This is a genomic window from Bradyrhizobium sp. ARR65, assembly GCF_000472385.1.
Lineage (GTDB): Bacteria > Pseudomonadota > Alphaproteobacteria > Rhizobiales > Xanthobacteraceae > Bradyrhizobium.
Genome location: NZ_AWZU01000003.1, coordinates 1 through 23805 on the forward strand (window position 1 = coordinate 1; position 23805 = coordinate 23805).

20 protein-coding genes and 2 pseudogenes are annotated in these 23805 nt (G+C 63.0%); 13 read left to right on the forward strand and 9 right to left on the reverse strand.

The features are described from left to right. Positions 1 to 643: 643 nt before the first annotated feature. From glyA to F758_RS0104600, 8 genes are all read left to right on the forward strand, one after another. Positions 644 to 1954 carry a serine hydroxymethyltransferase gene (gene glyA / locus F758_RS0104565; protein WP_024506748.1) on the forward strand — a complete coding sequence of 437 codons (1311 nt, stop codon included), beginning with the start codon at positions 644 to 646 and terminating at the stop codon, positions 1952 to 1954. 12 nt (positions 1955 to 1966) lie between these two features. Further along, positions 1967 to 2449, forward strand: a complete 483-nt coding sequence (nrdR, locus tag F758_RS0104570; RefSeq protein WP_024506749.1) for a transcriptional regulator NrdR — start codon at positions 1967 to 1969, stop codon at positions 2447 to 2449. Continuing rightward, positions 2446 to 3594 carry a bifunctional diaminohydroxyphosphoribosylaminopyrimidine deaminase/5-amino-6-(5-phosphoribosylamino)uracil reductase RibD gene (gene ribD / locus F758_RS0104575; protein ID WP_024506750.1) on the forward strand — a complete coding sequence of 383 codons (1149 nt, stop codon included), beginning with the start codon at positions 2446 to 2448 and terminating at the stop codon, positions 3592 to 3594. The genes nrdR and ribD overlap by 4 nt, the downstream gene beginning before the upstream one ends. Beyond that, positions 3594 to 4202 carry a riboflavin synthase gene (locus F758_RS0104580; protein ID WP_024506751.1) on the forward strand — a complete coding sequence of 203 codons (609 nt, stop codon included), beginning with the start codon at positions 3594 to 3596 and terminating at the stop codon, positions 4200 to 4202. The genes ribD and F758_RS0104580 overlap by 1 nt, the downstream gene beginning before the upstream one ends. Before the next feature lie 75 nt (positions 4203 to 4277). Further along, positions 4278 to 4769, forward strand: coding sequence for a 6,7-dimethyl-8-ribityllumazine synthase (gene ribH, locus F758_RS0104585; protein WP_024506752.1), 492 nt, complete (start codon positions 4278 to 4280; stop codon positions 4767 to 4769). 2 nt (positions 4770 to 4771) lie between these two features. Then, a complete protein-coding gene (gene nusB, locus F758_RS0104590) occupies positions 4772 to 5284 on the forward strand; it encodes a transcription antitermination factor NusB (RefSeq protein ID WP_024506753.1) in 513 nt (170 codons plus the stop codon). A 43-nt stretch (positions 5285 to 5327) separates the two neighbouring features. Continuing rightward, positions 5328 to 6323, forward strand: coding sequence for a thiamine-phosphate kinase (gene thiL, locus F758_RS0104595; RefSeq protein ID WP_024506754.1), 996 nt, complete (start codon positions 5328 to 5330; stop codon positions 6321 to 6323). Between the two features lie 208 nt (positions 6324 to 6531). Continuing rightward, complete coding sequence (locus F758_RS0104600) at positions 6532 to 8652, forward strand: sodium-translocating pyrophosphatase (RefSeq protein ID WP_024506755.1); 2121 nt, start codon at positions 6532 to 6534, stop codon at positions 8650 to 8652. 786 nt (positions 8653 to 9438) lie between these two features. On the opposite strand, the gene F758_RS0104605 is transcribed toward F758_RS0104600, so the two are convergent. After that, positions 9439 to 10242, reverse strand: coding sequence for an IclR family transcriptional regulator domain-containing protein (locus tag F758_RS0104605; RefSeq protein WP_024506756.1), 804 nt, complete (start codon positions 10240 to 10242; stop codon positions 9439 to 9441). 213 nt (positions 10243 to 10455) lie between these two features. On the opposite strand from F758_RS0104605, the pseudogene F758_RS53170 reads away from it, so the two are divergent. Further along, positions 10456 to 10641 (forward strand): annotated as a pseudogene (locus tag F758_RS53170) (FAD-dependent oxidoreductase); the annotation flags it as partial. Between the two features lie 119 nt (positions 10642 to 10760). Here the strand turns inward: F758_RS53170 and F758_RS50700 are convergent. From F758_RS50700 to F758_RS0104620, 3 genes are read right to left on the reverse strand one after another with little or no spacing between them, the layout of a single operon-like run. Continuing rightward, complete coding sequence (locus F758_RS50700) at positions 10761 to 10931, reverse strand: hypothetical protein (RefSeq protein WP_198026413.1); 171 nt, start codon at positions 10929 to 10931, stop codon at positions 10761 to 10763. 11 nt (positions 10932 to 10942) lie between these two features. Further along, positions 10943 to 11332: a hypothetical protein gene (locus F758_RS0104615; RefSeq protein ID WP_024506757.1), complete on the reverse strand. Its 390-nt coding sequence runs from the start codon at positions 11330 to 11332 to the stop codon at positions 10943 to 10945. Between the two features lie 6 nt (positions 11333 to 11338). Further along, on the reverse strand, positions 11339 to 12130 hold the full coding sequence (locus F758_RS0104620; protein ID WP_024506758.1) for a sterol desaturase family protein: 792 nt from the start codon (positions 12128 to 12130) through the stop codon (positions 11339 to 11341). Positions 12131 to 12233: 103 nt separating this feature from the next. On the opposite strand from F758_RS0104620, the gene F758_RS0104625 reads away from it, so the two are divergent. Next, positions 12234 to 12557, forward strand: a complete 324-nt coding sequence (locus F758_RS0104625; RefSeq protein ID WP_024506759.1) for a DUF6166 domain-containing protein — start codon at positions 12234 to 12236, stop codon at positions 12555 to 12557. Between the two features lie 19 nt (positions 12558 to 12576). Continuing rightward, positions 12577 to 13686: a Zn-dependent alcohol dehydrogenase gene (locus tag F758_RS0104630; protein WP_024506760.1), complete on the forward strand. Its 1110-nt coding sequence runs from the start codon at positions 12577 to 12579 to the stop codon at positions 13684 to 13686. Here the strand turns inward: F758_RS0104630 and F758_RS0104635 are convergent, their stop codons facing one another. Then, positions 13687 to 14370, reverse strand: a complete 684-nt coding sequence (locus F758_RS0104635; protein ID WP_035720961.1) for a GntR family transcriptional regulator — start codon at positions 14368 to 14370, stop codon at positions 13687 to 13689. A 162-nt stretch (positions 14371 to 14532) separates the two neighbouring features. Then, positions 14533 to 15938, reverse strand: a pseudogene (locus F758_RS43300) (MFS transporter). A 429-nt stretch (positions 15939 to 16367) separates the two neighbouring features. On the opposite strand from F758_RS43300, the gene F758_RS43305 reads away from it, so the two are divergent. Then, complete coding sequence (locus F758_RS43305) at positions 16368 to 17651, forward strand: efflux RND transporter periplasmic adaptor subunit (protein WP_051386683.1); 1284 nt, start codon at positions 16368 to 16370, stop codon at positions 17649 to 17651. A gap of 1 nt (position 17652) precedes the next feature. Beyond that, entirely contained in the window at positions 17653 to 20796 is a 3144-nt protein-coding gene (locus F758_RS0104650; RefSeq protein WP_024506763.1) for an efflux RND transporter permease subunit, read from the forward strand. A gap of 54 nt (positions 20797 to 20850) precedes the next feature. On the opposite strand, the gene F758_RS0104655 is transcribed toward F758_RS0104650, so the two are convergent. The 3 genes from F758_RS0104655 to F758_RS0104665 are packed head-to-tail and all read right to left on the reverse strand — an operon-like array spanning position 20851 to position 23747. Then, on the reverse strand, positions 20851 to 21945 hold the full coding sequence (locus F758_RS0104655; RefSeq protein ID WP_024506764.1) for an ABC transporter ATP-binding protein: 1095 nt from the start codon (positions 21943 to 21945) through the stop codon (positions 20851 to 20853). A 5-nt stretch (positions 21946 to 21950) separates the two neighbouring features. Beyond that, complete coding sequence (locus F758_RS0104660; RefSeq protein WP_024506765.1) at positions 21951 to 22802, reverse strand: carbohydrate ABC transporter permease; 852 nt, start codon at positions 22800 to 22802, stop codon at positions 21951 to 21953. 3 nt (positions 22803 to 22805) lie between these two features. Continuing rightward, complete coding sequence (locus tag F758_RS0104665) at positions 22806 to 23747, reverse strand: carbohydrate ABC transporter permease (RefSeq protein WP_024506766.1); 942 nt, start codon at positions 23745 to 23747, stop codon at positions 22806 to 22808. Positions 23748 to 23805 lie beyond the last annotated feature (58 nt).

Consider the following 23805-nt stretch of genomic DNA (forward strand, 5'->3'; position numbering starts at 1 on the left):
GCGGTGGACGTGATGGTGTTGATGGACGAGCAGCACTTGTTGCGGACGGCGAAGTCGTGTGGTCCTGGCGCGCCCATGCAGGCGCCAAGTTGGCGACGATGCTTAATGCTCGCGCCGGCGACGGTGGCAACAAGCNGGTTCACCGGGGAGAGTACGAAGTAAGCCGTAAACCATCGCGCAGGGAAGGCCGGTGTGACTCCGCCTGTACCTGTGGTCAACGCGCTTCGCGCAAATTCTTTTGCGCGGAGGCCCCGGGTGCAAGCGGCCACCCGGCCTTCCCTGCGCCCTCTCATATCGGAGGGCGATGTCACTGGCAAAGCTCGGGCGGAAGAGGTCGCGAGAATGCGAACCCGTATCTCGCATACCGTCATTCCGGGCAACGCGAAAGCGTCGAAGAATCTCGAGATTCCGGGTTCGCCTCTTCGAGGCGCCCCGGAATGACGGTCAAGGACCAGGGGAACCGGAAGGGCAGGGGTGGAAATCCACCCCAATTCCCACCACATCTTGCATAAATATCGGGCTCAAACCGCAAGTGCTTGGCCGTCAGCCTATGATATGCTAATCGGGCTGGCCCGCTTCCGCTCCCTCTACCAAGACCGACCGTGACCCGCTAACTGGTTGCGGCGGTGGAGATATTTCGCCGATGACCTCTTCGTCCTCCAGCGCCAAAGCTGCCTCCGCCCCCGATTCTTTCTTCACCGCCACGCTCGCGCAAGCCGATCCCGAGATTGCCGCCGCGATTCAGGGCGAGCTTGGCCGGCAGCGTCATGAGATCGAGCTGATCGCGTCGGAAAACATCGTCAGCCGCGCCGTGCTGGAAGCGCAGGGCTCGGTGATGACCAACAAATATGCCGAAGGCTACCCCGGCGCCCGCTACTATGGCGGCTGCGAATGGGTCGACGTCGCCGAGACATTGGCGATTGAGCGTGCCAAGAAGCTGTTCGGCGCAAATTTCGCCAATGTGCAGCCGAACTCCGGCAGCCAGATGAACCAGGCAGTATTCCTGGCGCTGCTGCAGCCGGGCGACACCTTCATGGGTCTTGATCTCGCCGCCGGCGGTCATCTCACGCACGGCTCGCCGGTCAACATGTCCGGCAAGTGGTTCAAGGCCTCGCACTACACGGTGCGGCGCGAGGACCATCTCATCGACATGGATGCGGTGGCAAAGCAAGCCCAGCAGGTGAAGCCGAAACTGATCATCGCCGGCGGCTCGGCCTATTCGCGCCAGTGGGATTTCAAGCGCTTCCGCGAGATCGCCGACAGCGTCGGCGCTTATCTGTTGGTCGACATGGCGCATTTCGCCGGTCTCGTGGCCGGCGGGGTGCATGCCTCGCCCGTACCTTATGCTCATGTCACGACCACGACGACGCACAAGTCGCTGCGCGGTCCGCGTGGCGGCTTGATCCTGTGGAACGATGAGAGCCTGACCAAGAAGCTCAATTCCGCGATCTTCCCGGGCCTGCAAGGCGGCCCCCTGATGCATGTGATTGCCGCGAAGGCGGTGGCGTTTGCCGAAGCGTTGCGGCCGGACTTCAAGGTCTATGCCAAGAACGTCGTCGAAAACGCCAGGGCGCTTGCGGAAACGCTGCGCGGCCATGGGCTGGACATCGTCTCTGGCGGCACCGACAACCATCTCATGCTGGTCGATCTTCGGCCAAAGGGGCTGAAGGGTAATGTCTCGGAAAAGGCGCTGGTCCGGGCCGGCATCACCTGCAACAAGAACGGTATTCCGTTCGACCCCGAGACGCCCTTCGTGACCTCCGGTTTGCGCCTGGGCACGCCGGCCACGACCACCCGCGGCTTTGGCGTCGCCGAGTTCAAGCAGGTCGGCGGCATGATCGCGGAAGTGCTTAACGCGATTGCGCAATCGCAGGACGGCAAGGCGCTGCTTGTGGAAAGCGCGATCAAGGAACGCGTGCGGGAACTGACCGACCGTTTCCCCATCTATCAATAAGGCTCAATCCGGATGCGCTGTCCGAGCTGCAACAGTCTTGATACGCAGGTGAAGGATTCGCGTCCGACCGAGGATTCGTCCGTAATCCGCCGGCGGCGCGTTTGCATCGCCTGCAACTTCCGCTTCACCACCTTCGAGCGCGTGCAGTTGCGCGAGCTCACGGTGATCAAGCGCAACGGCCGTCGCGTGCCGTTCGATCGCGACAAGCTGGTTCGCTCGGTACAGATCTCCTTGCGCAAGCGCCCCGTCGAGCCGGAGCGGGTGGAGAAGATGGTCTCGGCCATCGTGCGCGAGCTCGAGAGCGCGGGTGAGGCCGAGGTTTCCTCGGAGGCGATCGGCGAGATCGTGATGGAGCATCTGCGCACGCTCGACGACGTCGCCTATGTCCGCTTCGCCTCGGTCTACCGCAATTTCCGCGAGGCCAAGGATTTCGAGACGGTGCTCGGCGAGCTCTCGGGCGAGGACGAGGCCCGGATCGTCCCGATGCGCAAATGATCTTCCGTATCCTGGAGGATCAGCTCGCCCAGAAAGCTCGCGACGCGCAGGAAGCGGACCGCCGCTTCATGCGGCTCGCGCTCACTTTGGGCCGGCGTGGCCTCGGCCGCACATGGCCGAACCCCGCTGTCGGCGCCGTGGTGGTCAAGGACGGCATCATTGTCGGGCGCGGCTGGACCCAGCCGGGCGGGCGTCCGCATGCCGAGCCTGTGGCACTGCAGCGTGCCGGGAACGCCGCGCGCGGCGCGACGCTCTACGTGACGCTGGAGCCCTGTTCGCACTTCGGCAAATCGCCGCCCTGCACCGATGCCGTGATCGCCTCCGGCATCGCGCGAGTTGTGGCGGCAATAGAGGATCCCAATCCTGAGGTCGCGGGTGAGGGGTTTGCAAAACTGCGCGCCGCCGGCATCGCGGTCGATGTCGGGCTTGAGGCAGAGGAAGCCGCTTACACGCATGCGGGGCATTTTCGCCGCGTCAGGGATCATCGCCCGCATGTTATCCTGAAGCTTGCGCTCTCCGAGGATGGCAAGATCGGCGCGTCCGGTCGCAAGCCGGTCGCCATCACAGGCGAAGCGGCGCGCACGCGCGTGCATCTCTTGCGCGCGCAGAGCGATGCCATCCTGGTCGGCATCGGCACCGTGCTGGCGGACGATCCGCTGCTGACCTGCCGCTTGCCGGGCATGGAAGCGCGCTCGCCGGTGCGGGTCGTGCTGGATCGGGCGCTGCGCATTCCAGGCGACAGCCGGCTGGTGCATTCCGCGCGCGAGACTCCGCTCTGGGTGATGGCGTCGGACTTGGCAGAGGCGCCGGCTGCCGCAAAACTGGGCGCGGCAGGTGCGCAAGTCATCCGCATGCCGCCGACGGTCACGTCCGGGCTTGATTTGTCGGCCGTGCTGCGCGTCCTGGCCGGGAAGGGCATCACGCGGCTTCTGGTGGAAGGAGGCAGCCGCATTGCCTCGTCCTTCGTTGCCGCCGGTCTGATCGACGAGGCCTGGCTGCTGCGCGCACCCGACGCGATCGGCGAGGGCGGCGTAGACGCGCTGGATGCATTGCCGCTCACTGCAATCACGCAGTCGCCCGCGTTTCGCGTTCGTGCTAGCGAGAGCCTCGGCAAGGATGTTCTCACGGTTTACGAGCACGCTTGATGTTTACCGGCATAGTCACCGATATCGGCGAGATCGTTTCGCTGAAGCAAACAGCACAGGGGCAGTTGCACCGCCTGCGCATCGCCTGCGACTACGATCGTGCGACCATCGCCGACGGCGCGTCGATCGCCTGCAATGGTGTCTGTCTCACGGTCGTCGCCTCCGGTGTCGAGGGTGGCAAGACCTGGTTCGACGTTGATGCCGCCGCAGAAACGCTTCGGTTGACGACGGCAAGGCACTGGGCCGTCGGCACCAGGCTTAACCTGGAGCGTGCGCTCAAAATCGGTGACGAGCTTGGCGGTCACCTCGTCGCAGGTCACGCCGACGGCGTCGCCAGCATTTTGAACCGCGAGGACCTGCCCGACATGGCGCAGTTCGAGCTCAACACCACACGCGAGCTGGCGCGCTTCATCGCACCGAAAGGTTCGGTGGCGCTCGATGGCGTTTCGCTGACCGTCAATACCGTACATGACACGGCGTTTTCGGTGCTGATCATTCCGCATACGCTCAATGTCACGACATTGTCCGACTGGCGCGGCGGCGGCGAGGTCAACATCGAGGTCGACCTGATGGCGCGCTATGCGGCCAGGCTTGCAGAGATGAGGTGAGGCGCGGCCTTGGCTTTGCTGGCCGCCGCGCCTAAAAGCAGCACAACTCGCAATTAACTCCGAATTGGCAATCAAATGGCAGATGCGCGGCGCGCTCCGTTGAAAGATCAGACCGACATTTCGGGCGCTCGCGCGCTGATTGTCGAAGCACGCTTCTATGACGATATCCAGGACGCGCTCCTCGAGGGCGCCGCCGCCGAGTTGAGGGCGGCCGGCGTTACGCATGACGTGATCACGGTTCCCGGCGCCTTGGAAATTCCGGCGGCGATTGCGATTGCGATCGATGCGGCCGAAAGCAAGGGAAAACCCTATGACGCCGTCATCGCATTGGGCTGCGTGATCAGGGGTGATACCATCCATTTCGAGATCGTCTCCATGGAATCCTCGCGCGCGTTGATGGATCTTGCCGTGGCGCGGAAACTTCCGCTCGGCAACGGCATTCTCACCGTCAACACCGAGACGCAGGCTTGGGCGCGGGCGCGCGCGAGCGAACTCAACAAGGGCGGCGATGCGGCGCGCGCGGCGCTCGCGATGCTGCGCATCAAACGTCGGTTGGCAAAATCTTGATCATGGCCGAGAGCAAACGAAATCAGGTCAGAGGGCCGGAGAAAAAGGGCCCGGACAAGAAGGCGAACCGGCGCGGAGCGGCTCGGCTTGCCGCCGTGCAGGCGCTTTATCAGATGGACATCGGTGGTTCCGGCATCAACGACATCTTCGCTGAGTTCGAGAGCCATTGGCTTGGCGGCGAGGTCGAAGGTGAGCAATATTTGCCCGCGGAAGCCGCGTTCTTCCGCGACATCGTCGCCGGCGTCGTGCGCGATCAGACGCGGCTCGACCCTTTGATTGATGAGGCGCTGTCGAAAGGCTGGCCCCTGAAGCGGATCGACGCGATCTTGCGTGCGGTCCTGCGAGCCGGCGCATACGAGCTCGAGCATCGCAGGGACGTACCCGCCAAGGTCGTGGTATCGGAATATGTCGATGTCGCGCACGCCTTCGTCGACAGGGAAGAGACCGGCATGGTGAATGCGGTGCTGGAGCAGATCGCGCGGCAGTTTCGCGCCGAGGAATTTGCGCGCGGATAGCGCCCGCGCACCGCGAGGAGCGCAAGCGACGAGCCTTGAACGCATGACGACCAGCTCAGGATCCGGCGAAGATTCTCTCATCGCGCGATATTTCAAGCCGCTGGCGATCGATCCCGGCGCGTTCGGCCTCGTCGACGATGCGGCGATCCTGAAAACATCGGGCGAGGATATCGTCGTGAAGACCGACGCGATTGTCGAGGGCGTGCACTTTCTGCCCGACGATCCGCCCGAGACCGTTGCGCGCAAGGCGCTGCGGGTCAACCTGTCCGATCTCGCCGCCAAGGGCGCCGATCCCGCGGGATTCGTGCTGACGTTGGCGCTGCGCCGTGCCGAGGACGCCTGGCTCGCGCCTTTCGCCCGTGCATTGGGTGAGGATGCCGCCCAGTTCCGCTGTCCCCTGCTTGGCGGCGACACGGTCTCGACGCCGGGGCCGATGATGATCTCGATTGCGGCGCTCGGCCGTGTGCCGGCCGGCAAAATGGTCCCTCGCAGCGGAGCCAAGGCCGGCGATCGTGTGATAGTCAGCGGCACGATCGGCGATGCCTCGCTGGGTCTCGACATCCTGAAGGAGGGTGCCGCCGCCGCGGCGCTTGCCGGAGATGCTGCAGCCAGAGAGATGCTCATCGCTCGTTATCGTATTCCCCAACCCCGCAACGCATTGGCGCTCGCACTGCGCGAACATGCCAGCGCCGCGATGGACGTCTCGGATGGCCTTGCCGGAGATTTCTCCAAGCTCTGCGCGGCCTCAGGTGTATCGGCAAGGATAGACCTGCCCTGCATTCCGCTCTCTGCCGCGACCGCAGGACTTCTCGAGCGCGGCATCGCTTCGATGGCGGCGTTGATTTCCGCTGGCGATGATTACGAGATCGTGTGCACCGTGCCCGAAGCGCGCTGCGCGGACTTTGCCGAAGCGGCGCGGCAGGCTGGTGTTGCGGTGACATCCATCGGGACGATCCTCGCCGGGAGCGAGGCCCCGCGGTTTCTCGATGAGCAGGGCCGGGAGCTGGCATTAAAAGTCCTGTCCTACAGTCATTTCTGAGAGTTCCTCGCGATAGCGCGGCTTTTGGCGTGGGAAGCGCTCCAAAAAGGACCTTTTTCTCCCTTCCTGGCGTTGCGCGCTGGGGACAACTTTGGCAAGGTCCTCGCCGATTTGCGGCCGCCCTTGGGCAGGGCGGACCAGCGACATCTGAGCCGGCTGCGTCCGCAGCATGGGCGAGGGGACAAATATAATAATCTGAGGGAGTGCAATGACAGCTTTATGGTTGATCGTGCTCTGCGGAGCGCTTTCGGTTGTTTACGCCATTTGGGCGACCAGATCGGTGCTCAGCGCCGATGCCGGCAATCCGCGGATGCAGGAAATCTCGGCTGCAGTGCGCGAGGGCGCGCAGGCCTATCTGCGGCGCCAATACACCACTATCGGTGTGGTCGGGATCGTCATCTTCTTGCTGCTCGCCTTCTTCCTCGGCGTACTGGTCGCGGTCGGCTTTGCGGTCGGGGCCATCCTGTCGGGCGCGGCCGGCTTCATCGGCATGAACGTCTCGGTACGCGCCAATGTGCGCACCGCCCAGGCCGCCACCACTTCGCTCGCCGGCGGGCTTGAACTCGCCTTCAAATCCGGTGCCATCACCGGCCTCCTTGTGGCCGGCCTCGCACTGCTCGGTGTCACCCTCTATTTCGGCTTTCTGACCTATTCGCTGCATCTGGCCCACGACAGCCGGACCGTCGTCGATGCGATGGTCGCACTCGGCTTCGGCGCGTCGCTGATCTCGATCTTCGCTCGTCTCGGCGGCGGCATCTTCACCAAAGGCGCCGATGTCGGCGGCGATCTCGTCGGCAAGGTCGAAGCCGGCATCCCCGAGGATGATCCGCGCAACCCCGCCACCATCGCCGACAATGTCGGCGACAATGTCGGGGACTGCGCCGGCATGGCGGCCGACCTGTTCGAGACCTATGCGGTGACCGCGGTCGCCACCATGGTGCTGGCGGCGATCTTCTTCGCCAAGACGCCGATCCTGGCCAACATGATGACGCTGCCGCTCGCCATCGGCGGCATCTGCATCATCACCTCGATCATCGGCACCTTCTTCGTCAAGCTCGGCCCCAGCCAATCGATCATGGGTGCGCTCTACAAGGGCCTGATCGCGACCGGCATCCTGTCGCTCGTCGGCGTCGCCGCCGTCATCTACTGGCTGATCGGCTTCGGCAAGCTTGATGCCGTCGAGTATAGCGGCGCGGCGCTGTTCGCCTGCGGCGTGGTCGGTCTGGCGGTGACCGGTCTGATCATCTGGATCACCGAATATTACACAGGCACCGATTTTCGCCCGGTGAAGTCGATCGCGGCAGCCTCGGTGACGGGACACGGCACCAACGTGATCCAGGGCCTTGCGATCTCGATGGAAGCGACCGCCTTGCCGGCGATCGTGATCATCGCCGGTATTCTCATCACCTACAATCTCGCCGGCCTGTTCGGGATTGCGATTGCCACCACGACGATGCTGTCGCTGGCCGGCATGATCGTCGCGCTCGACGCCTTCGGTCCGGTCACCGACAATGCCGGCGGCATTGCCGAAATGGCCGGTCTGCCAAAGGAGGTGCGCAAATCGACCGACGCGCTCGACGCAGTCGGGAATACCACCAAGGCGGTCACCAAGGGCTATGCGATTGGCTCGGCCGGCCTCGGTGCGCTGGTGTTGTTTGCTGCCTATAACCAGGACCTCAAGTTCTTCATCGGCGGCGGAGCAGGCAACGCCTACTTCAGCGGCGTCAATCCCGATTTCTCGCTCACCAACCCCTACGTCGTCGTCGGCCTTCTGTTCGGCGGCCTGTTGCCGTACCTCTTCGGTGCGCTTGGCATGACAGCGGTTGGCCGCGCGGCCGGTTCGATCGTGGAAGAGGTCCGTCGCCAGTTCCGCGAAAAGCCCGGCATCATGCAGGGGACCGACAAGCCGGACTACGGCAAGGCCGTCGACCTCCTGACCAAAGCGGCGATCAAGGAAATGATCGTGCCTTCGCTGCTGCCGGTGCTCTCGCCGATCGTGGTCTATTTCCTGATCTATGCGATCGCGGGCGGCGGCGCCGTCGGCAAATCGGCGGCCTTCTCGGCCGTCGGCGCGATGCTGCTCGGCGTGATCGTCACAGGCCTGTTCGTCGCGATCTCGATGACGTCGGGCGGCGGCGCCTGGGACAACGCCAAGAAGTACATCGAGGACGGCCATTACGGCGGCAAGGGCTCCGACGCCCATAAGTCGGCCGTGACCGGCGATACCGTCGGCGATCCCTACAAGGACACGGCGGGTCCCGCGGTGAACCCGATGATCAAGATCACCAACATCGTGGCGCTGCTGCTGCTGGCTATTCTGGCGCACTGAATTCGCGCTGAACAAGGAGTGAAAAGCCCCGCCGGCGTGAGCCGGCGGGGTTTTCGCTTGATGGCACGGAGTCATTGCCGCCTTTCATTGCCGATTTACCTCCGCTGTCATCGTCCGGCTTGCCGCCTCCGCTGAAGCTTCGGCGCGCCCTGGACTCGTGAACCTCGTCGAAGCCTTGGCGTAGCCGCCGCGTACTGGATGCCCCGCCTGCGGGGCATGACGAGGAAGAGGATGTGACTGCGCATTCTCGCGGCGCTATTCGCGTCCGAGCTTTGCATCTGCTTGACCCTCACGAAAGTACAGAGGGCGCAGGGAAGGCCGGGTGCCCGCCGCACCCGCGGCCCCGTGTGCAAGAAATTGCGCAAGAGCGCACACGGGAGTAACCACAGGCAAGGCGGATTCACACCGGCCTTCCCTGCGCAGTGGCTTTACGGCTTACTTCGCGCTCTCCCCGGTGAACCAGCTTGTTTGCCACCGTCGCCGGCGCGATGGATAAGCATCGCCGCCAAACTTGGCGCCTGCGTGGGCGCGCCAGGACCACACGACTTCGCCGTCCGCGGAAAGTGCCGCACGTCTCTCAGTACATCCACGGCCACCGCATTCCGCTCCACGTTCGTGACGACGCGTACGCCCCTCTTGCCGGAGCGGAACGCAAAAACCATACGACTGATTCTAGCTTCGGAAAAACAGAAATATTTTCAGGCGCGAGCGTTGACAGGATTTTGCAACGCGGCTCGTCGGGCAAATCAGCTCGTCGCGCCATTTACACGGGGTCGCGACGCCGGGTCAGGGCAGCATCAAGGAAAGCTCGTCCGCCATTGCCTTCAGCTTGGAGACGAATTCGCCAGCCAATCTTTCCCTGTTGGCGCGCGCAGAGCTGGTGCTTGCATTGAGCGAGGCCACCACGATTCCGGCACGATTGAAGACGGGAACAGAAACGCTGACGAGGCCGTCCTCCAGTTCTTCATGGTTGATGCAATAGCCTTTCACCCTGGCTTCGGCGATCTGCGCCAAGATCTCGCGCTTGAGCATGATGGTGTGCCGCGTATGCCGGGTAATCCTTGTCCGCGACAGCAGGCGCTCGACTTCAATGCGGGGCCTATGGGCGAGCAGTATTCGCCCCGATGCAGCGGAGAATGCGGGTAGCCGCATCCCCGTGGTGATCACATAGGACAGCCGCCGGCCCGGTGTATCAGAACGCGCAATGAACACGGCCTCGGCTTCGTCCAGCACGGACAGCGAAACCGTCTCGCCGATGGCGCGCGCGAGGTCATCCAGAAAGGGTTGCAGCGACGTGCCGAGGCCGGACGACGACAGGAAGGAATAGGCGAGGCGCAGTACCCGGGTGGTGAGCTCGAACCGGCGCTCATGTACGCGGGCAAAGCCGAGCTTCACGAGAGTCAGGAGCAGCCTTCGTGCGACCGCACGGTCGAGGCCTGTGCGTTCCGCGACCTGCGATAACGTCATGCCCTTGTTCTCGGGGCCGAATGCTTCGATGACCGCAAGACCCCGCGCAAAAGCGGCCACGAAATCGCGGTTCGCCTCCTCGTCGTCGCTTGAGCGGCTTGTCTTGAACGTCGGTGAAATCATAGACGGGCACAAAAACGCACAAATGGTCGTGGCGTGTCACCGGTGGACGCGCATAATTCCCAACAGCAGACGCGCGCCAATGCGCGCAAATAGGGGAAGGAGCGCCATGGTCGGTCGCCGAAGCGATATTTTGCAGAGGGCGAGTAAGCTGACGCCGCTGCGATCGAGCGATCATTTTGACGTGGTCGTAGCCGGCGGGGGCGCCTCGGTCTGATGGCCGCCGTGTCTGCCGCGAGGCTAGGCGCGCGGGTCGCCGTGGTGGAGTCGTCAGGCTGTTTCGGTGGAACGGGCACCACGGGGATGGTGGCCCAGTGGCTCGGTTTCTACAACGGCGAGACCTGTGCCGTCGGCGGTCTGCCCATGGAGTTCGCCGAGAGGGTCATCGCTCACGGTGGAGAGGTGTTTTTGCGAGCCGGGATTGACAGGTCCTTGGGCGCGCATCCGCGGGCAAATCACGTTGCACGGCGCGGTGCGCTTCGGCTCCATCAACCGAAGATGCCGGCTCGCCGTCGTGCTGGTTATTTTCGCGTCACTTCCGGGAAGATCCACATTGCGATCACCATGAACGGAGCGAGCACCATGATCGCGATCTTTGGACCATGCTGTCCGATCGAGTCCTGATATGCGTAGGCCGCGCAGGCAACGAGCAGCACGATGATCGACAGAGCGGTCTTGATCGGGCGGGGCATCGACGACATCCTTACAGGGAAAGTCCCACGGCTGACGAGACCAGCAATAGCAATGAGGCGATCTGAACAAGGCCAAGCACGGCGAGCCCGCTGCGACTGTCCCGGCGCTCGTTTGGAACGATCTGGAAGATCGAGGGGATAAAGAGAAGGATCAGGCCACCGAAAATGACCGCAGACGTCCAACGCAATCGCTGCTCCACGAACAGCGCTACGCCTGCCAAGAGCAGGACGCAGAGCACGACGTTGAACAGCACAAGTGCGCTGCCAGCAGCGCCCGCTACCGCTTGTGGCCGGGCGCTCGGCGGAAACATGCCGACCAGTGTGAAGAAACCGAGGCAGCAGGCCGCAAAGCTCGCGGCGAACAGCGCAAGCGCGATGCCGTTTGGCTCGATGGCGGCCATGATCGGCTACTCCGCCGGCACGGAGGTCGCGGCCGGATCGATCCTCGGCGTGCGCACGGCCTTGCGCATGTTACGCTTGATGAAGCGCGTGTCGTAACCGTTGAAGAGATGGCCCAGTAGGCCGCGGTCCAGGTCGGAGGTGCCGAACAGCCAGTCCATGATCGGGAAGGTGAGGTTCATATTCCGCTCCATCATGATCGATTGATCGTGATGGGCCGTGTGATGGCGGCGGATGGTGTTCACAAGCGGCACGTTGCGGACGAACCAGTTCTCGTCGACGTGGCAGCAGAAATGCATGAACTCGTAGATCAGATACATCGACGTCGTCGTCGCGATGAGGAGCCATCCGACATTGGCCGAGACGATAGAACCGGCCGCAATCGCGAGCGGGATCGACATCAGGGTGAAGGTTGCCAGCGCGTAGGGCGGGAAGAAGGTCACCCGCCAGTCATGATGATCGGCGAAGCGCATCTCCTGATCGGTGAAGAACTGGTGATGCATCAGCGTGTGACGGTTATAGATTGCGCGGAATGCCCTGATCTGCGAGGGGCGGTGCATCACGTAACGGTGAATCCACCACTCGAAGAAATTCGCGCCAAGAAAAGCGACCGGCACGACGAGCAATTCCCAGGCCCGCAGGTCGCGAACATTGGCCAGATAGATGTAGAGCGCCGTGACGCCGATCGCATAGATGATGAAGACGTGAAGCCAACCGTTGTACCAGCCCGCCACGCGCTCGCGGTAGGTTGCGCGGTAGCGGCGCTGACGATCCGACATGGCGGTTGAAGCGAGTTCCATGGCTGTCCTCCCAGTGCCAAACCAGGTCGATACTTGATCTTGCAACTGACATATCACTGATGTATCAATCGGGCAAGATGCTGGTTGCCGGAGGACGCGGGGCATGAAGAAATTTTGTGGAGACCGCACCATCGACGGGATCGCGGTCACGGTGGACGGCCGTCCTCTCGATCAGAGGCTTGATCTCTGCCGGTACACCGCGAACGGCTTTGAATGGAGTTACGAGGGCGATGAGCCACGGCAGCTATCGCTCGCGATCTTGGCGGAGCACCTCAATGATGCGGTCGCCGCCAAAGCGCTCGTCGAGCCCTTCATGAAGGCCGTGGTGGCCAATTTCGGCAACGAATGGGAGATGAGCTCGGACGATATCGACGCCGCCGTGGCCGTGCTCAAGAAAGATCGCACCCCAGCGCGGGCGACATCCTGAGAGAGGCGAGGGACGTTCGGTGGGGCTCACATACAAAGCGGCGGTCCTCCATGCGCCGAAGTCGCCGCTCACCATCGAAACGGTCGAAGCGAGCGAATTTGCGCCGGACGATGTCCTCATCCGCATCAAGGCGGTCGGGCTTTGTCACACCGATCTCGAGGTGATTGAAGGCACCCTGCGCAATCCGATGCCCATCCTCCTTGGCCACGAGGCGGCCGGCATTGTCGAGCAGGTCGGAGCGAAGGCGCGCGGTATTTCCGTCGGCGACCACGTCGTTCTCTCCTGGAACCCGCATTGCGGTCATTGCTTCTATTGCGATCGTGATTTGCCGATCCTTTGCGAATCCTATCTTGGCCAGGCCTCGCGTGCCGTGCAGTTCGACGGGCGGAGCCGGGCCCGCTTGTCCGATGGGCGTGAGCTCAAGCACTTCATGTATCTCGGCGCGCTGGCCGAATACTGCATCGTGCCGGCACAGCAGGCGATCGTGGTTGAAAGAGAGCTGCCCTTCGACCAGGCGTGCCTGATCGGCTGCGGCGTCATGACCGGCGTTGGTGCCGCGCTCAACGTTGCGTCCATTCGCTATGGCGACAGCGTCATGGTGATCGGATGCGGCGCGGTCGGGCTCGCGGCCGTCCAGGGGGCTCGAATGGCGGGGGCGGGCGCCGTCATCGCCGTGGATCTTGACGACAAGAAGCTCGATCTGGCGAAGCGACTTGGCGCAACGCATGCGATCAATGCCGCAAGCGACGATGTGATCGATCTCTCGCGTCAGTTGACCGGCGGCCGCGGAGTCGACGTGGTGTTGGAATCGGCGGGCAGCGGGCGCGCATTTCGTTTGACGACCGAGGCGGTGCGGCCCGGGGGCGAGGTCATCTGGCTGGGGAAGATCGATGTCGAACAAGACGTCGCGTTCCGCTGGGGCTCCCTGATGCAGGAGAAACGCATCAGACGTTCCAGCTATGGCGGGGCCCGGCCGCTGCGCGACTTTCCCATGCTGGCGCAAGCAGCGTTGGATGGCCGGCTCAAGCTGCATGAATTGATCACGGCCCGCATCTCGCTCGATGAGGTAAACGAAGGCTTCGAGGCCCTGCGCCGTGGCGCGGCGATCCGCAGCGTTGTCGTTTTTTGACTACGTCTCGATCGTCTTGCGCGTGAAGCTTTCGATGTAGTCCAGCAGACGATCGGAGGCTTTCGCCGCCGCGCCCGGATCGCGCGCGGCAATGGCCTCGGCGACCTCGGCATGCAGGCGGGCCGACAGCGGCAAGTCCCCGACCTCGCGATAATGCTGATACCAAAAGCGCCGAGACAGGCCGTGCATCAGGCCCATGGCGCGCGAGGCGAATTCGTTTCTTGCGCTATGGCTGACGAGCTCGTTGAACTCGCGATCGAGCCGCATGAAGGCCATGTCATCGGCCTTGTCCGAAGCGCGGCGCATGTCCCTGGCGATGGCGGCGAATTGCGCGATCTCCTCTTCGGTTGCGCGCTCGGCTGCTCCCCGAGCCATCAGTCGCTCGAGCTCGCGCCGCACTTCAAGCAGGCGCATCTGTCTCTTGATGTTGATCTGCGAAACCAGAATGCCGCGCCGTGGCAGGATGACGATAAGCCCGTCGCGGGCCAGTCGCTGCAGCGCCTCACGGATTGGCGTGCGCCCGATGGCCAGCTTTGCGGCCAGCGACTGCTCCGAGAGGACCGTCTCGGGCGGCAACGCAAGGGTGACGATCAGTTCCTCGATTTGCCGATACGCGCGGTCGGTCAGCGTTTCCGGCTCCTCGGCTTGGTGCTCCGCGCCGCCACCCGTATCGGACGGGATCATCTTCCGCGTCCCGGATCTGCCATGTTTGGTGGTGCGGGCCCGCCCGGTTCGCCTGTCCGCGGCCATTTGCTGTGATTCTCCCTTCGCTCGCCACGATATTCCACGCGTGACGAGGAGGGTCAATTGGTCGCGGTGCAAGACGCGCTTGCGGCAGCCGGCTCGTCAGTGCGAAATGCTTTCGAGTGTCCGCCCCTTGGTTTCTTCGCCCAGGAGAAGCACGGCGAGAGCGGCCAAGCCGAAGGCCCCCGCGCCGAGCGCGAAAACGCCGGACTGACCGGCGGCCGGCAGAATGAACCCGATCAGCGAGGGATCGATCAGAGAGCCAATGCGCCCGACGGCCGAAGCAAACCCCGTGCCCGTTGCGCGAACGTGGGTGGGGTAGAGCTCAGGTGTGTAGGCGTAGAGGGCCGACCACATTCCGAAGGCGCAGAATTGCATGCAGAGGCCGGCAATGATCAGTTGGACCTGATCCGCTGCAGCCCCATAGAAGTAGCAGGCGATGGCGGCGCCGAGCAGCGCGCCGATCAGCGTCGGTTTCCGTCCGAGGCTTTCGATCAGCCACGCCGCGGTCAGAAAACCCGGAATGCCGGCCAGCGAGATCACGATCGTGTAGGAGACCGATTTGGTCACTGGAAAGCCCTTGGCCTGCAGCAGCGCGCCGAGCCAGGTGGTCAGGCCGTAGAAGCCGAGCAGCGCGAAGAACCAGAGGCTCCACAGCATCAGGGTACGCTGTGCGTAGCCAGCGGCGAACAATGTGGATAGGCCGCGCGTGTTACGTGCCTCGACGAATTGCGGTGAAGGCGCCGGCAGCGCCGCGCCATCGAGCCGCTGCGAGATCTTGGCTTCAATGTCGGACATCACTTTGTCGGCGCCGGCGATATCGCCACGGCTGGCGAGCCAGCGCGGCGATTCCGGGACGTAGCGGCGCACGATCAGGACGAAAATCGCCGGCACGCCCTGCAGGATGAACACCCATCGCCAATCAGCGACCGAGAGCACGGCGAAGGTCAGAAGGCCCGACGCGACAAAGCCGATCGGCCAGAAGCCTTCCAGCAGGGCAATGTATCGCCCGCGTTGCTTGGCCGGAATGAACTCGGACACATCGATTGCGCGACCGGAAATTCCATGCCCATGCCGAAGCCGAGCAGAACGCGGGCGGCTGCAAGCGCCTCCACTGATGGTGCAAGCCCGCAGAGAATGCTGCCCAATCCCCAGAAGATCATGCTGATTTGAAATACGCGCGTGCGACCGAAGCGATCTGCCAACAGCCCGGCAGAGGCGGCGCCCACGAACATGCCAAGGAAACTCATGCCCGAGAGCAGGCCGGTCTGTGCCGTCGAGAGGCCGAAACCCTGCCGGATCGAGCCTAGAATGAAGGTGAGCGCACCGAGATCCATGCTGTCGAAGAACCAGGCGGTGGCGATGATGGCGAAGATGCTCCGCTGATAGGAGGTGAGCGGCAACCGCTCCAGGCGGGCAGCGATGGCCGAGGTGTGCGCTGCTGAATCCGCAGCATCCATAACCGGCCGCGCCAAATCAATGGAGCCGCCCGTCGTCAAGCTACTCATAGTCGTCCTCCCCGGAATGTTTTGTTTTGTATATATCTGACATATTACTGATATTCATGCCGACGGGCAACAGCAGCCTCGATCGCCCGGGCGTGCGGACGCCCGGCGGGTCGGCCTGCGCGTAACTCGTTGTCTCAGTTCGTTTTTAGGAGGCGGCTCGCTGCCGAGCCGTCTCCCGTCGCGTCAAGGCGCGGGCGATGTTGGGCATGAGAGCGCCGGTGCATGTGCGCGTATCACCGCCCCGATATGGGCCGACCGCCGCCTTGGCTGCTGAAATGGTCAGTGGGATTGGGGTATCGTTGAACCTTCGCAACCTATGTGCGTTGACGGGAACTGCCGCACCTCGCACGCCCAAGGTCGGCAGCACGGCCGATCGAGGGACGCATGTTGGTTCGACCATATTGGACAGCGTGGGCCTGTTGCGCGAGCATGCTTGTTGCGCCGGCTGCCTGGGCCCAGAACCCGCCTGCCGCGCCGCCCGCAGTGGGAGTGGTTGCGGCAACTCCTCGGCCCATGACGGAAACGGAGCAGTTTCTGGGCAGGATCGAGGCGGTGCGCCACGTCGATGTTGTCGCCCGCGTGACCGCCTTTCTCGAAAAACGGCTGTTCACTGAAGGCGGCGAGGTCAAGACCGGCGATGAGCTCTATGAGCTGGAAAAGGGGCCTTTCCAGGCCGACTTGGCCGCGAAAGAGGCCGCGGTTGCCCAGCTACAAGCGACCCTGGAAAATGCCAAGCTGACCACGCAGCGCGCCGAAGCGCTCCTCAAAGGGCCCGCCGGGCTGCAGTCCAACTACGACGCCGCCATTGCGAACCAGCGCAGTCTGGAGGCCCAGGTCAAGGCGGCGCAGGCGCAGGTCCAGGCCTCACAGATCAATCTCGGCTATACTGACATCACTTCGCCGATCGACGGGAAGATCGGGCGAACCTCGGTGACCGAGGGCAATGTGGTCAGTCCGTCGTCCGGCGTACTCACGACCATCGTCAGCCAGGATCCCATGTATGTGACGTTCCCGGTGTCGGTGCGCGAGGCACTGGTCTTGCGCGATCGTTATGTGCCGCGCGGCGGGTTCAATGCCGTGGTCATTCGCCTGCAACTCCCGAACGGCCGCATGTATGGCAGCACAGGCCGTCTCAATTTTGCGAACAACACGATCACGACCAACACCGACACCATTACCCTACGCGGCGAAATCGCGAATCCGGCCGTCCAGGAGGTGAAAGGCAGCGGCACACCCGTTCGCGAGTTGTTCGATGGTGAGTTCGTCACTGTGCTGCTCGAAGGCGTGCAGCCGATCGAGGTGCTGGCGGTGCCGCGCGCCGCCGTGCTCTCGGACCAGCAGGGCAGTTACGTGTTTGTGGTCGGCAACGACAGTACGGCACAGCAGCGCCGCATCCAGGTCGGCCAGTCCACCGCGACGCTCGCAGGCGTGATCAGCGGGTTGCAACAGGGCGAGCGCGTCGTCGTCGAAGGGCTGCAGCGGGTGAGGGCTGGCGCCAAAGTGGCGCCGGGGCCGGCGAGCGCGCAGGTGCAGGCGCTCATGGAGGAGAGTGCGCACGGCAGCAGCGGAGATGAAGGCTCGACCGGCGATGGGCGCCAAGGTGCTGCGCCTGGCATCGGCGGCGGTGGCGCTTCAACCGTGGGTAACGCAACGAGCGCTCCGCAGCGAGGCAACGATCCCGCGCCCCCAAGTGGTTCCGGCGGCGGACGCTGACATGATCTCGTCCGTCTTCATCGATCGTCCGCGGCTTGCCATCGTCATCGCATTTGTCATCACGATTGCGGGAGCGTTAGCGCTGTTGCGCATTCCGGTCGCGCAATTTCCTGACATCGTGCCGCCGCAGGTGACGGTCTCGGGCATGTTTCCGGGCGCATCCGCAGCGGTGGTCGAGTCGAGCGTCGCTCAGCCGCTCGAAGCGCAGATCGTCGGCGTCGACCAGATGCTTTACATGAAGTCGACGAGCGGCAGCGACGGCAGCTACAATCTGACTGTATCCTTTGCGCTCGGGACAGACCCGAACATCGATACTGTCAACGTCAACAACCGGGTGCAGACCGCGCTCTCGCAACTGCCCTCCGAGGTGCAGGCCCAAGGATTGACCGTTCAGAAGCGCTCGTCGGCAGTGCTGCAGTTCCTGGTGCTCTACAGCGAGAACGGGCAGCAGGATCCGCTGTTCATCACCAACTACGCCATCATCAATCTGCTCGACGCCATTTCGCGCACGCCCGGCGTTGGCCAGGCGAACCTGTTTGCGCGCATGAATTATTCGATGCGGATCTGGTTCGACACCCAGCGGCTGACGAGCCTCAACCTGGCGCCGAGCGACGTCATCAACGCAATCCGAGCGCAAAGCGTCCAGGCACCGGTGGGGCGGATCGGTGCGCGTCCGATCAGCGATCAGCAACAGTTCCAGTTCAATGTCCAGACCCAGGGCCGGCTCGCCACCGCAGAGCAATTCGGCGACATCGTATTGCGGGCCAATCCGGATGGTTCGGTGCTGCGTGTCCACGACGTCGCGCGCGTCGAAATCGGCGCGCAGAACCTCGACAGTGAAGCGCGAATCGACGGCAAGCCGGGAGTACCGATCGGTATTTATCTGGCGCCCGGTGCCAACGCGGTCTCGACTGCGAATGCAGTGGGGGCAACCTTGGAAAGGTTGTCGGTGCGCTTTCCCGAGGGATTGAAATATCGCGTGGTGCACGATTCCACCACCTTCGTGCGCGACACGATCCGCGAGGTTTTGCGAACGCTGGCTGAAGCCTTCGTGCTGGTCGTGATCGTCGTCTTCCTCTTCCTCGGCAATCTGCGCGCCACCATCATCCCATCCATCGCAGTACCGGTCAGCCTGATCGGAGCCTTCGCTGTGCTTCTGGCCATCGGCTATTCCGCCAACACGGTCTCGCTGCTCGCGATGGTGCTGGCCATCGGCATCGTCGTCGATGACGCCATCGTCGTCGTGGAGAATGTCGAGCGCGTGATGGAGGAGGAGCCGCAGCTTTCGCCGGCGGAAGCTGCGAAGAAGGCCATGGCGCAGATCACCGCGCCGATCATCGCGATCAGCCTGGTGCTGCTTTCGGTGTTTGTGCCGATCGCATTCATTCCGGGAATTTCGGGCACGTTGTTTCGGCAGTTCGCGGTGACCATCAGCGCCGCGATGACGATCTCGGCCATCAATGCGCTGACGCTTTCGCCCGCGCTCTGCGCGCTATTCCTGCGCCACACCGGACCGCGCCGCGGCATCATGGGGCGAGTGCTCGGCGGCATCGACTGGGTGCGCGATCGTTATGCGGGTGGGGTGCGGCGCCTCGTTCGTATTGCCATCCTTTCCCTGCTGCTCGTGGCGCTCGTCGGCGCCGGCGCATTCGGCATTTCCCTGATCACGCCCACGGGTTTCCTGCCGGAGGAGGATCAGGGCGCGTTCTTCGTGATGGTGCAGCTACCAGACGGCGCCTCGGTGCCGCGAACCAGCGAGGTCGCAGGGCAGGTTGAGGACAAGTTGCGCCAGTTCGATGGGGTGGATCACGTGCTTTCGATCATCGGCTTTTCGCTGCTCGACGGCGTCGCCGAACCGAACGCCGCGTTGCTTGTTGTCCGCCTGAAGCCCTTTGCCGAGCGTACCAGCGTCGACCAATCCGCGCAGGCGCTGATCGGGAAGGCGTTTGCCACCGGCAGCCAGATACGGCAAGCCAATATCCTCGCCTTCAATCTGCCGCCCATCATCGGGCTCTCGACCAGCGGCGGATTCGAATATCAGCTCGAGGCCTTGGAGGGACAGGATCCCACCGACATGAACAGCGTGATGAGCGGGCTGATCGCCGCGGCGAACCAGGATCCACGGCTAACGCACGTATTCTCGACCTTCTCGGCCAGCAACCCGTCCATCTATCTCAACATCGATCGCGCCAAGGCGCAAGCGCTCGGGCTTAACATGAGCGACGTGTTTACGGCGCTGCAGGCCACGCTTGGCGGTTTTTACGTCAATAACTTCAATCTTTTCGGTCGCACCTGGCAGGTCAATATCCAAGGCGAAGCGCAGAACCGCGCCGATATTTCCGCGCTATGGCAGATCTACATCCGAAATGCCCGCAACGAGATGGTGCCGCTGCGCTCGATCGCAGCCGCGAAAATAGTGCTCGGCCCGCAGGTCATCAGCCGCTACAACAATGATCGTTCCATCACCATTAATGGCTCACCTGGCCCCGGGGTCTCATCCGGCACCGCCATCGCCGCCATGCAGGAGATCTCCGACAAGACGCTGCCGGCAGGTTACTCCTTTGAGTGGACCGGAACGGCGTTCCAGGAGCAGCAGGCGGCCGGCCAGACCGGCATCATTCTCAGTCTTGCTCTCCTGTTCGCCTATCTGTTCCTGGTGGCGCTTTACGAAAGCTGGACGATTCCGATTCCGGTGTTGCTGTCGGTGGTGGTGGGCGTATTGGGATCCTTTGTCGCGATCCAAGTGGCGCGACTCAATCTCGATCTCTATGCGCAGATCGGGCTCGTGGTGCTGATCGCCCTTGCTGCGAAGAACGGTATCCTCATCGTCGAATTCGCCAAGGAGCAACGCGAGGCGGGACTTTCTATCGTGGATGCTGCGGAGCTCGGCGCGCGGATGCGCTTCCGCGCGGTGATGATGACGTCGATCGCTTTCATTCTCGGCCTCGTCCCGCTGGTCGTCGCAACCGGCGCGGCGCAGCTGAGCCGCCGCGCGGTGGGCACCGCCGTGTTCGGAGGAATGCTCGCCGCGAGCTCTCTCGGCATCTTCCTGATCCCGATGCTGTACGTTGTTTTCCAACGGATGCGGGAATGGGTGAAGGCGCGGTTCGGGTCGAGGCGAGCGCGCGCGCAGGCCGCGGAATAGGGGCGGCGGGCCGCAAACGTGGCGTATCGGCAGCATCGCTGAAGTGGAAGGCCGTCAAATCGCCGCTTGCGACGCACCGTCGAAAAAGTACAGCCGGTCCGGATTGAGCGCGAGGCGAAGCTGGTCATGGACTTTCGCCTGGACGGTCGGCTCTACTGCGGCCGCCATGCTGTTGGGGCCGACCTTCACGTCCAGGAGAATCTCCGACCCCAGCTTCTCGACGACCTCGACCGCGGCATCGAAGGCGAGCTCTGCCGGATCGCGGCTGGACGCGACGCGCAGGTCCTCCGGGCGGATTCCAAGTGTGACCTTTTCCCCGACATATGGACGAAGCCGATCGGCGACCTGGGCCGGCAGCTTGATGTGGATCCCTTCGTTGTGGACCCACAATGGGCCGTCAGGAGCGGCGACGATCGTCACCGTCGCGAAGTTCATTGCAGGTGAGCCGAGGAAGCCAGCAACGAAACGATTGGCGGGCGCATTGTAGAGCTCGAGCGGCTCGCCGACCTGTTGAACGAGGCCATCCTTCATGACGACGACGCGGTCGCCGAGCGTCATCGCCTCGACCTGATCGTGGGTCACGTAGATCGCTGTGGTGCCGAGACGAGCGTGGATTCTCTTGATCTCCACGCGCATCTGGACGCGCAGCTTGGCGTCAAGGTTCGACAGCGGCTCGTCGAAAAGAAACACCTTGGGATGCCGAACGATGGCGCGGCCCAAGGCGACGCGCTGGCGCTGGCCGCCGGAGAGTTGCCGCGGCTTGCGCCGCAGTTGCTCCTGGATACCAAGGATCTCGGCCGCCGCCTGCACGCGCGCCTCGATTTCCGCGCGACCGAACCGCCGCATCTTCAGGCCGAACGCCATGTTGTCGTAGACGTCCATATGCGGGTAGAGGGCATAGTTCTGGAACACCATGGCGATGTCGCGATCCATTGGCGGCAGTTGATTGACGACCTTGTCACCGATCAGGATTTCGCCCGAGCTGATGGATTCTAGGCCGGCCACCATGCGCAGCGTCGTGGTCTTGCCGCAGCCCGACGGACCGACAAGAACGACGAATTCCTTGTCGTTGATCTCGAGGTTCACGTCCTTGACGGCATGAACCCCGTCAAACATCTTGTTCAAGTTGCGTATGAGGACCCGCGCCATGCTGCTCACCCTTTGACCGCACCGGTGAGACCAGCAACGTAATATTCAACGAAGAACGAGTAGATGAACGCGACCGGTATAGACCCCAGAAGGGCGCCGGCCATCAGCGAGCCCCAGTAGAACACATCGCCGCGGATCAGCTCGGAGGTCACGCCGACGGAAACGGTCTTCTGCGCAGGGGAAGACAGGAAGACCAGGGCGTAGATGAATTCATTCCACGACAGCGTGAAGGCGAAGATCCCGGCCGAGAGGATTCCCGGCACCGCGATCGGGAAGATGATGTGCACCATGGCCTGCCAGCGCGTGGCGCCGTCGATGCGAGCGCATTCCTCGAGCTCCCGCGGAATCGCCTTGAAGTAACCCATCAGCAGCCAGGTGCAGAACGGGATCAGGAACGTGGGATAGGTCAGGATCAGCGCCCATGGCGTATCGCCGAGGCGAAAGTTGCGGACGATGTCGGCCAGGGGAATGAAGAGCAGCGTTTGTGGAACGAGGTAGGTGATGAAAATGCCGGTCCCGAGCGTGCCGGCGAAGCGGAATTTCAGGCGCGAGAGCGCATATCCGGCCAAGAGCCCGCAGGCCAGCGAGATCAAAGTTGCAGCAACCGAAATGAAGAGGGTGTTGAGCATCCAGGTGTTGAAGAGGGTCTCCTGGAGCAGATACCTGATGTGATCGAGCGTCGGATGGAAGGTCCAGAACGGCGCGTAGTTCGGCGCCATCCAAGGCCGGTATAGCTCATTGTCGGGCCGTACCGCGGTGACCATCATCCAGTAGAACGGAAACAGTAATACGAAGACAAAGGCGCCGAGCGGGATGTAGAAGAAAAACCAGCGCCGCCATTTTGCACCTTCGATCATGGCTCAAAGGGTCTCCACCCGGCGGATGTAAAGAAGCTGCACGATCACCACGACGAGCAGCACCGGGAACATGGCGAGCGAGATTGCCGCGCCCTCGCTCAAGAGCCCGGTGCCGACGCCAACCTGGTAAGCATAGGTGGCGAAGAGTTGGGTTGCGTTGGCAGGACCACCGCCGGTCAGCACGTAGACGAGCTGAAAATCGGCGAAGGTCTGGATGACCGAGAACAGCACCACGACCATGGTGACCGGCAGCAGCAGCGGCCACGTCACGTACCAGAAACGTTGCCAGGGCCTTGCGCCGTCGATTGCGGCGGCATCCTGCAGCTCCGGATTGATCGTCTGCAGGCCGGCGAGGAGGCTGATCGCGTAGAACGGCACGCCGCGCCAGATATTGACGATGATCACCGAGATCAGCGCCAGGCTCGGATCGCCCAGCCAATTGATCCGGCTATGGATGAGGCCGAGCCTGAACAGTGTCCAATTGATCACGCTGAATGTGGGATCGAACATCCACTTCCACGCGAAGGTCGAGAGCACAGTGGGGATGATGAACGGCAACAGAATGAAGGCGCGGGTGAGGGCCTTTCCCCTGAAGTTTCGATTGAGAAGAAGCGCGAGCCAGAGACCGAGCGCGAGCTTGAACACGGTCGTCACTGCCGTGTAGACGACTGTGTTCCACACCGCGATGCGGAAGATGCTGTCGTTCATGAGCATAAGGAAATTCTGCATTCCGACGAACCTGCCGGGTACGCCGACCTTGGCATCGGTCACCGCCAGCTCGACACCCTTGACGAATGGGTAAGCGATGAACAGTGCAAGCAACGCCATCGTCGGCAACAGCAGGACGAATGCAAGCCAGCGCTCGTCTTCAAGGAGCCGCGTGATCGGCCACCGCCGTACGGCACCCTTGTAGGTGTCCGAAGTCGTAATATCGCTGACAGCCATCTCAGGTCCTCTCGACCGTGGCTCGCTTACCCCCGCTTTTGTCGTCCGCTCACGCGAA

Coding starts and splice junctions, on each gene's coding strand:
- nusB (WP_024506753.1), top strand. CDS start 4,772: ATGGCCGAGAGCAAACGAAATCAGGTCAGAGGGCCGGAGAAAAAGGGC.
- ribD (WP_024506750.1), top strand. CDS start 2,446: ATGATCTTCCGTATCCTGGAGGATCAGCTCGCCCAGAAAGCTCGCGAC.
- F758_RS0104665 (WP_024506766.1), bottom strand. CDS start 23,747: ATGGCTGTCAGCGATATTACGACTTCGGACACCTACAAGGGTGCCGTA.
- F758_RS0104625 (WP_024506759.1), top strand. CDS start 12,234: ATGAAGAAATTTTGTGGAGACCGCACCATCGACGGGATCGCGGTCACG.
- F758_RS0104635 (WP_035720961.1), bottom strand. CDS start 14,370: ATGATCCCGTCCGATACGGGTGGCGGCGCGGAGCACCAAGCCGAGGAG.
- F758_RS0104600 (WP_024506755.1), top strand. CDS start 6,532: ATGACAGCTTTATGGTTGATCGTGCTCTGCGGAGCGCTTTCGGTTGTT.
- thiL (WP_024506754.1), top strand. CDS start 5,328: ATGACGACCAGCTCAGGATCCGGCGAAGATTCTCTCATCGCGCGATAT.
- F758_RS43305 (WP_051386683.1), top strand. CDS start 16,368: ATGCTTGTTGCGCCGGCTGCCTGGGCCCAGAACCCGCCTGCCGCGCCG.
- glyA (WP_024506748.1), top strand. CDS start 644: ATGACCTCTTCGTCCTCCAGCGCCAAAGCTGCCTCCGCCCCCGATTCT.
- F758_RS0104580 (WP_024506751.1), top strand. CDS start 3,594: ATGTTTACCGGCATAGTCACCGATATCGGCGAGATCGTTTCGCTGAAG.
- nrdR (WP_024506749.1), top strand. CDS start 1,967: ATGCGCTGTCCGAGCTGCAACAGTCTTGATACGCAGGTGAAGGATTCG.
- ribH (WP_024506752.1), top strand. CDS start 4,278: ATGGCAGATGCGCGGCGCGCTCCGTTGAAAGATCAGACCGACATTTCG.
- F758_RS50700 (WP_198026413.1), bottom strand. CDS start 10,931: ATGCCCCGCCCGATCAAGACCGCTCTGTCGATCATCGTGCTGCTCGTT.
- F758_RS0104615 (WP_024506757.1), bottom strand. CDS start 11,332: ATGGCCGCCATCGAGCCAAACGGCATCGCGCTTGCGCTGTTCGCCGCG.
- F758_RS0104620 (WP_024506758.1), bottom strand. CDS start 12,130: ATGGAACTCGCTTCAACCGCCATGTCGGATCGTCAGCGCCGCTACCGC.
- F758_RS0104655 (WP_024506764.1), bottom strand. CDS start 21,945: ATGGCGCGGGTCCTCATACGCAACTTGAACAAGATGTTTGACGGGGTT.
- F758_RS0104605 (WP_024506756.1), bottom strand. CDS start 10,242: ATGATTTCACCGACGTTCAAGACAAGCCGCTCAAGCGACGACGAGGAG.
- F758_RS0104660 (WP_024506765.1), bottom strand. CDS start 22,802: ATGATCGAAGGTGCAAAATGGCGGCGCTGGTTTTTCTTCTACATCCCG.
- F758_RS0104650 (WP_024506763.1), top strand. CDS start 17,653: ATGATCTCGTCCGTCTTCATCGATCGTCCGCGGCTTGCCATCGTCATC.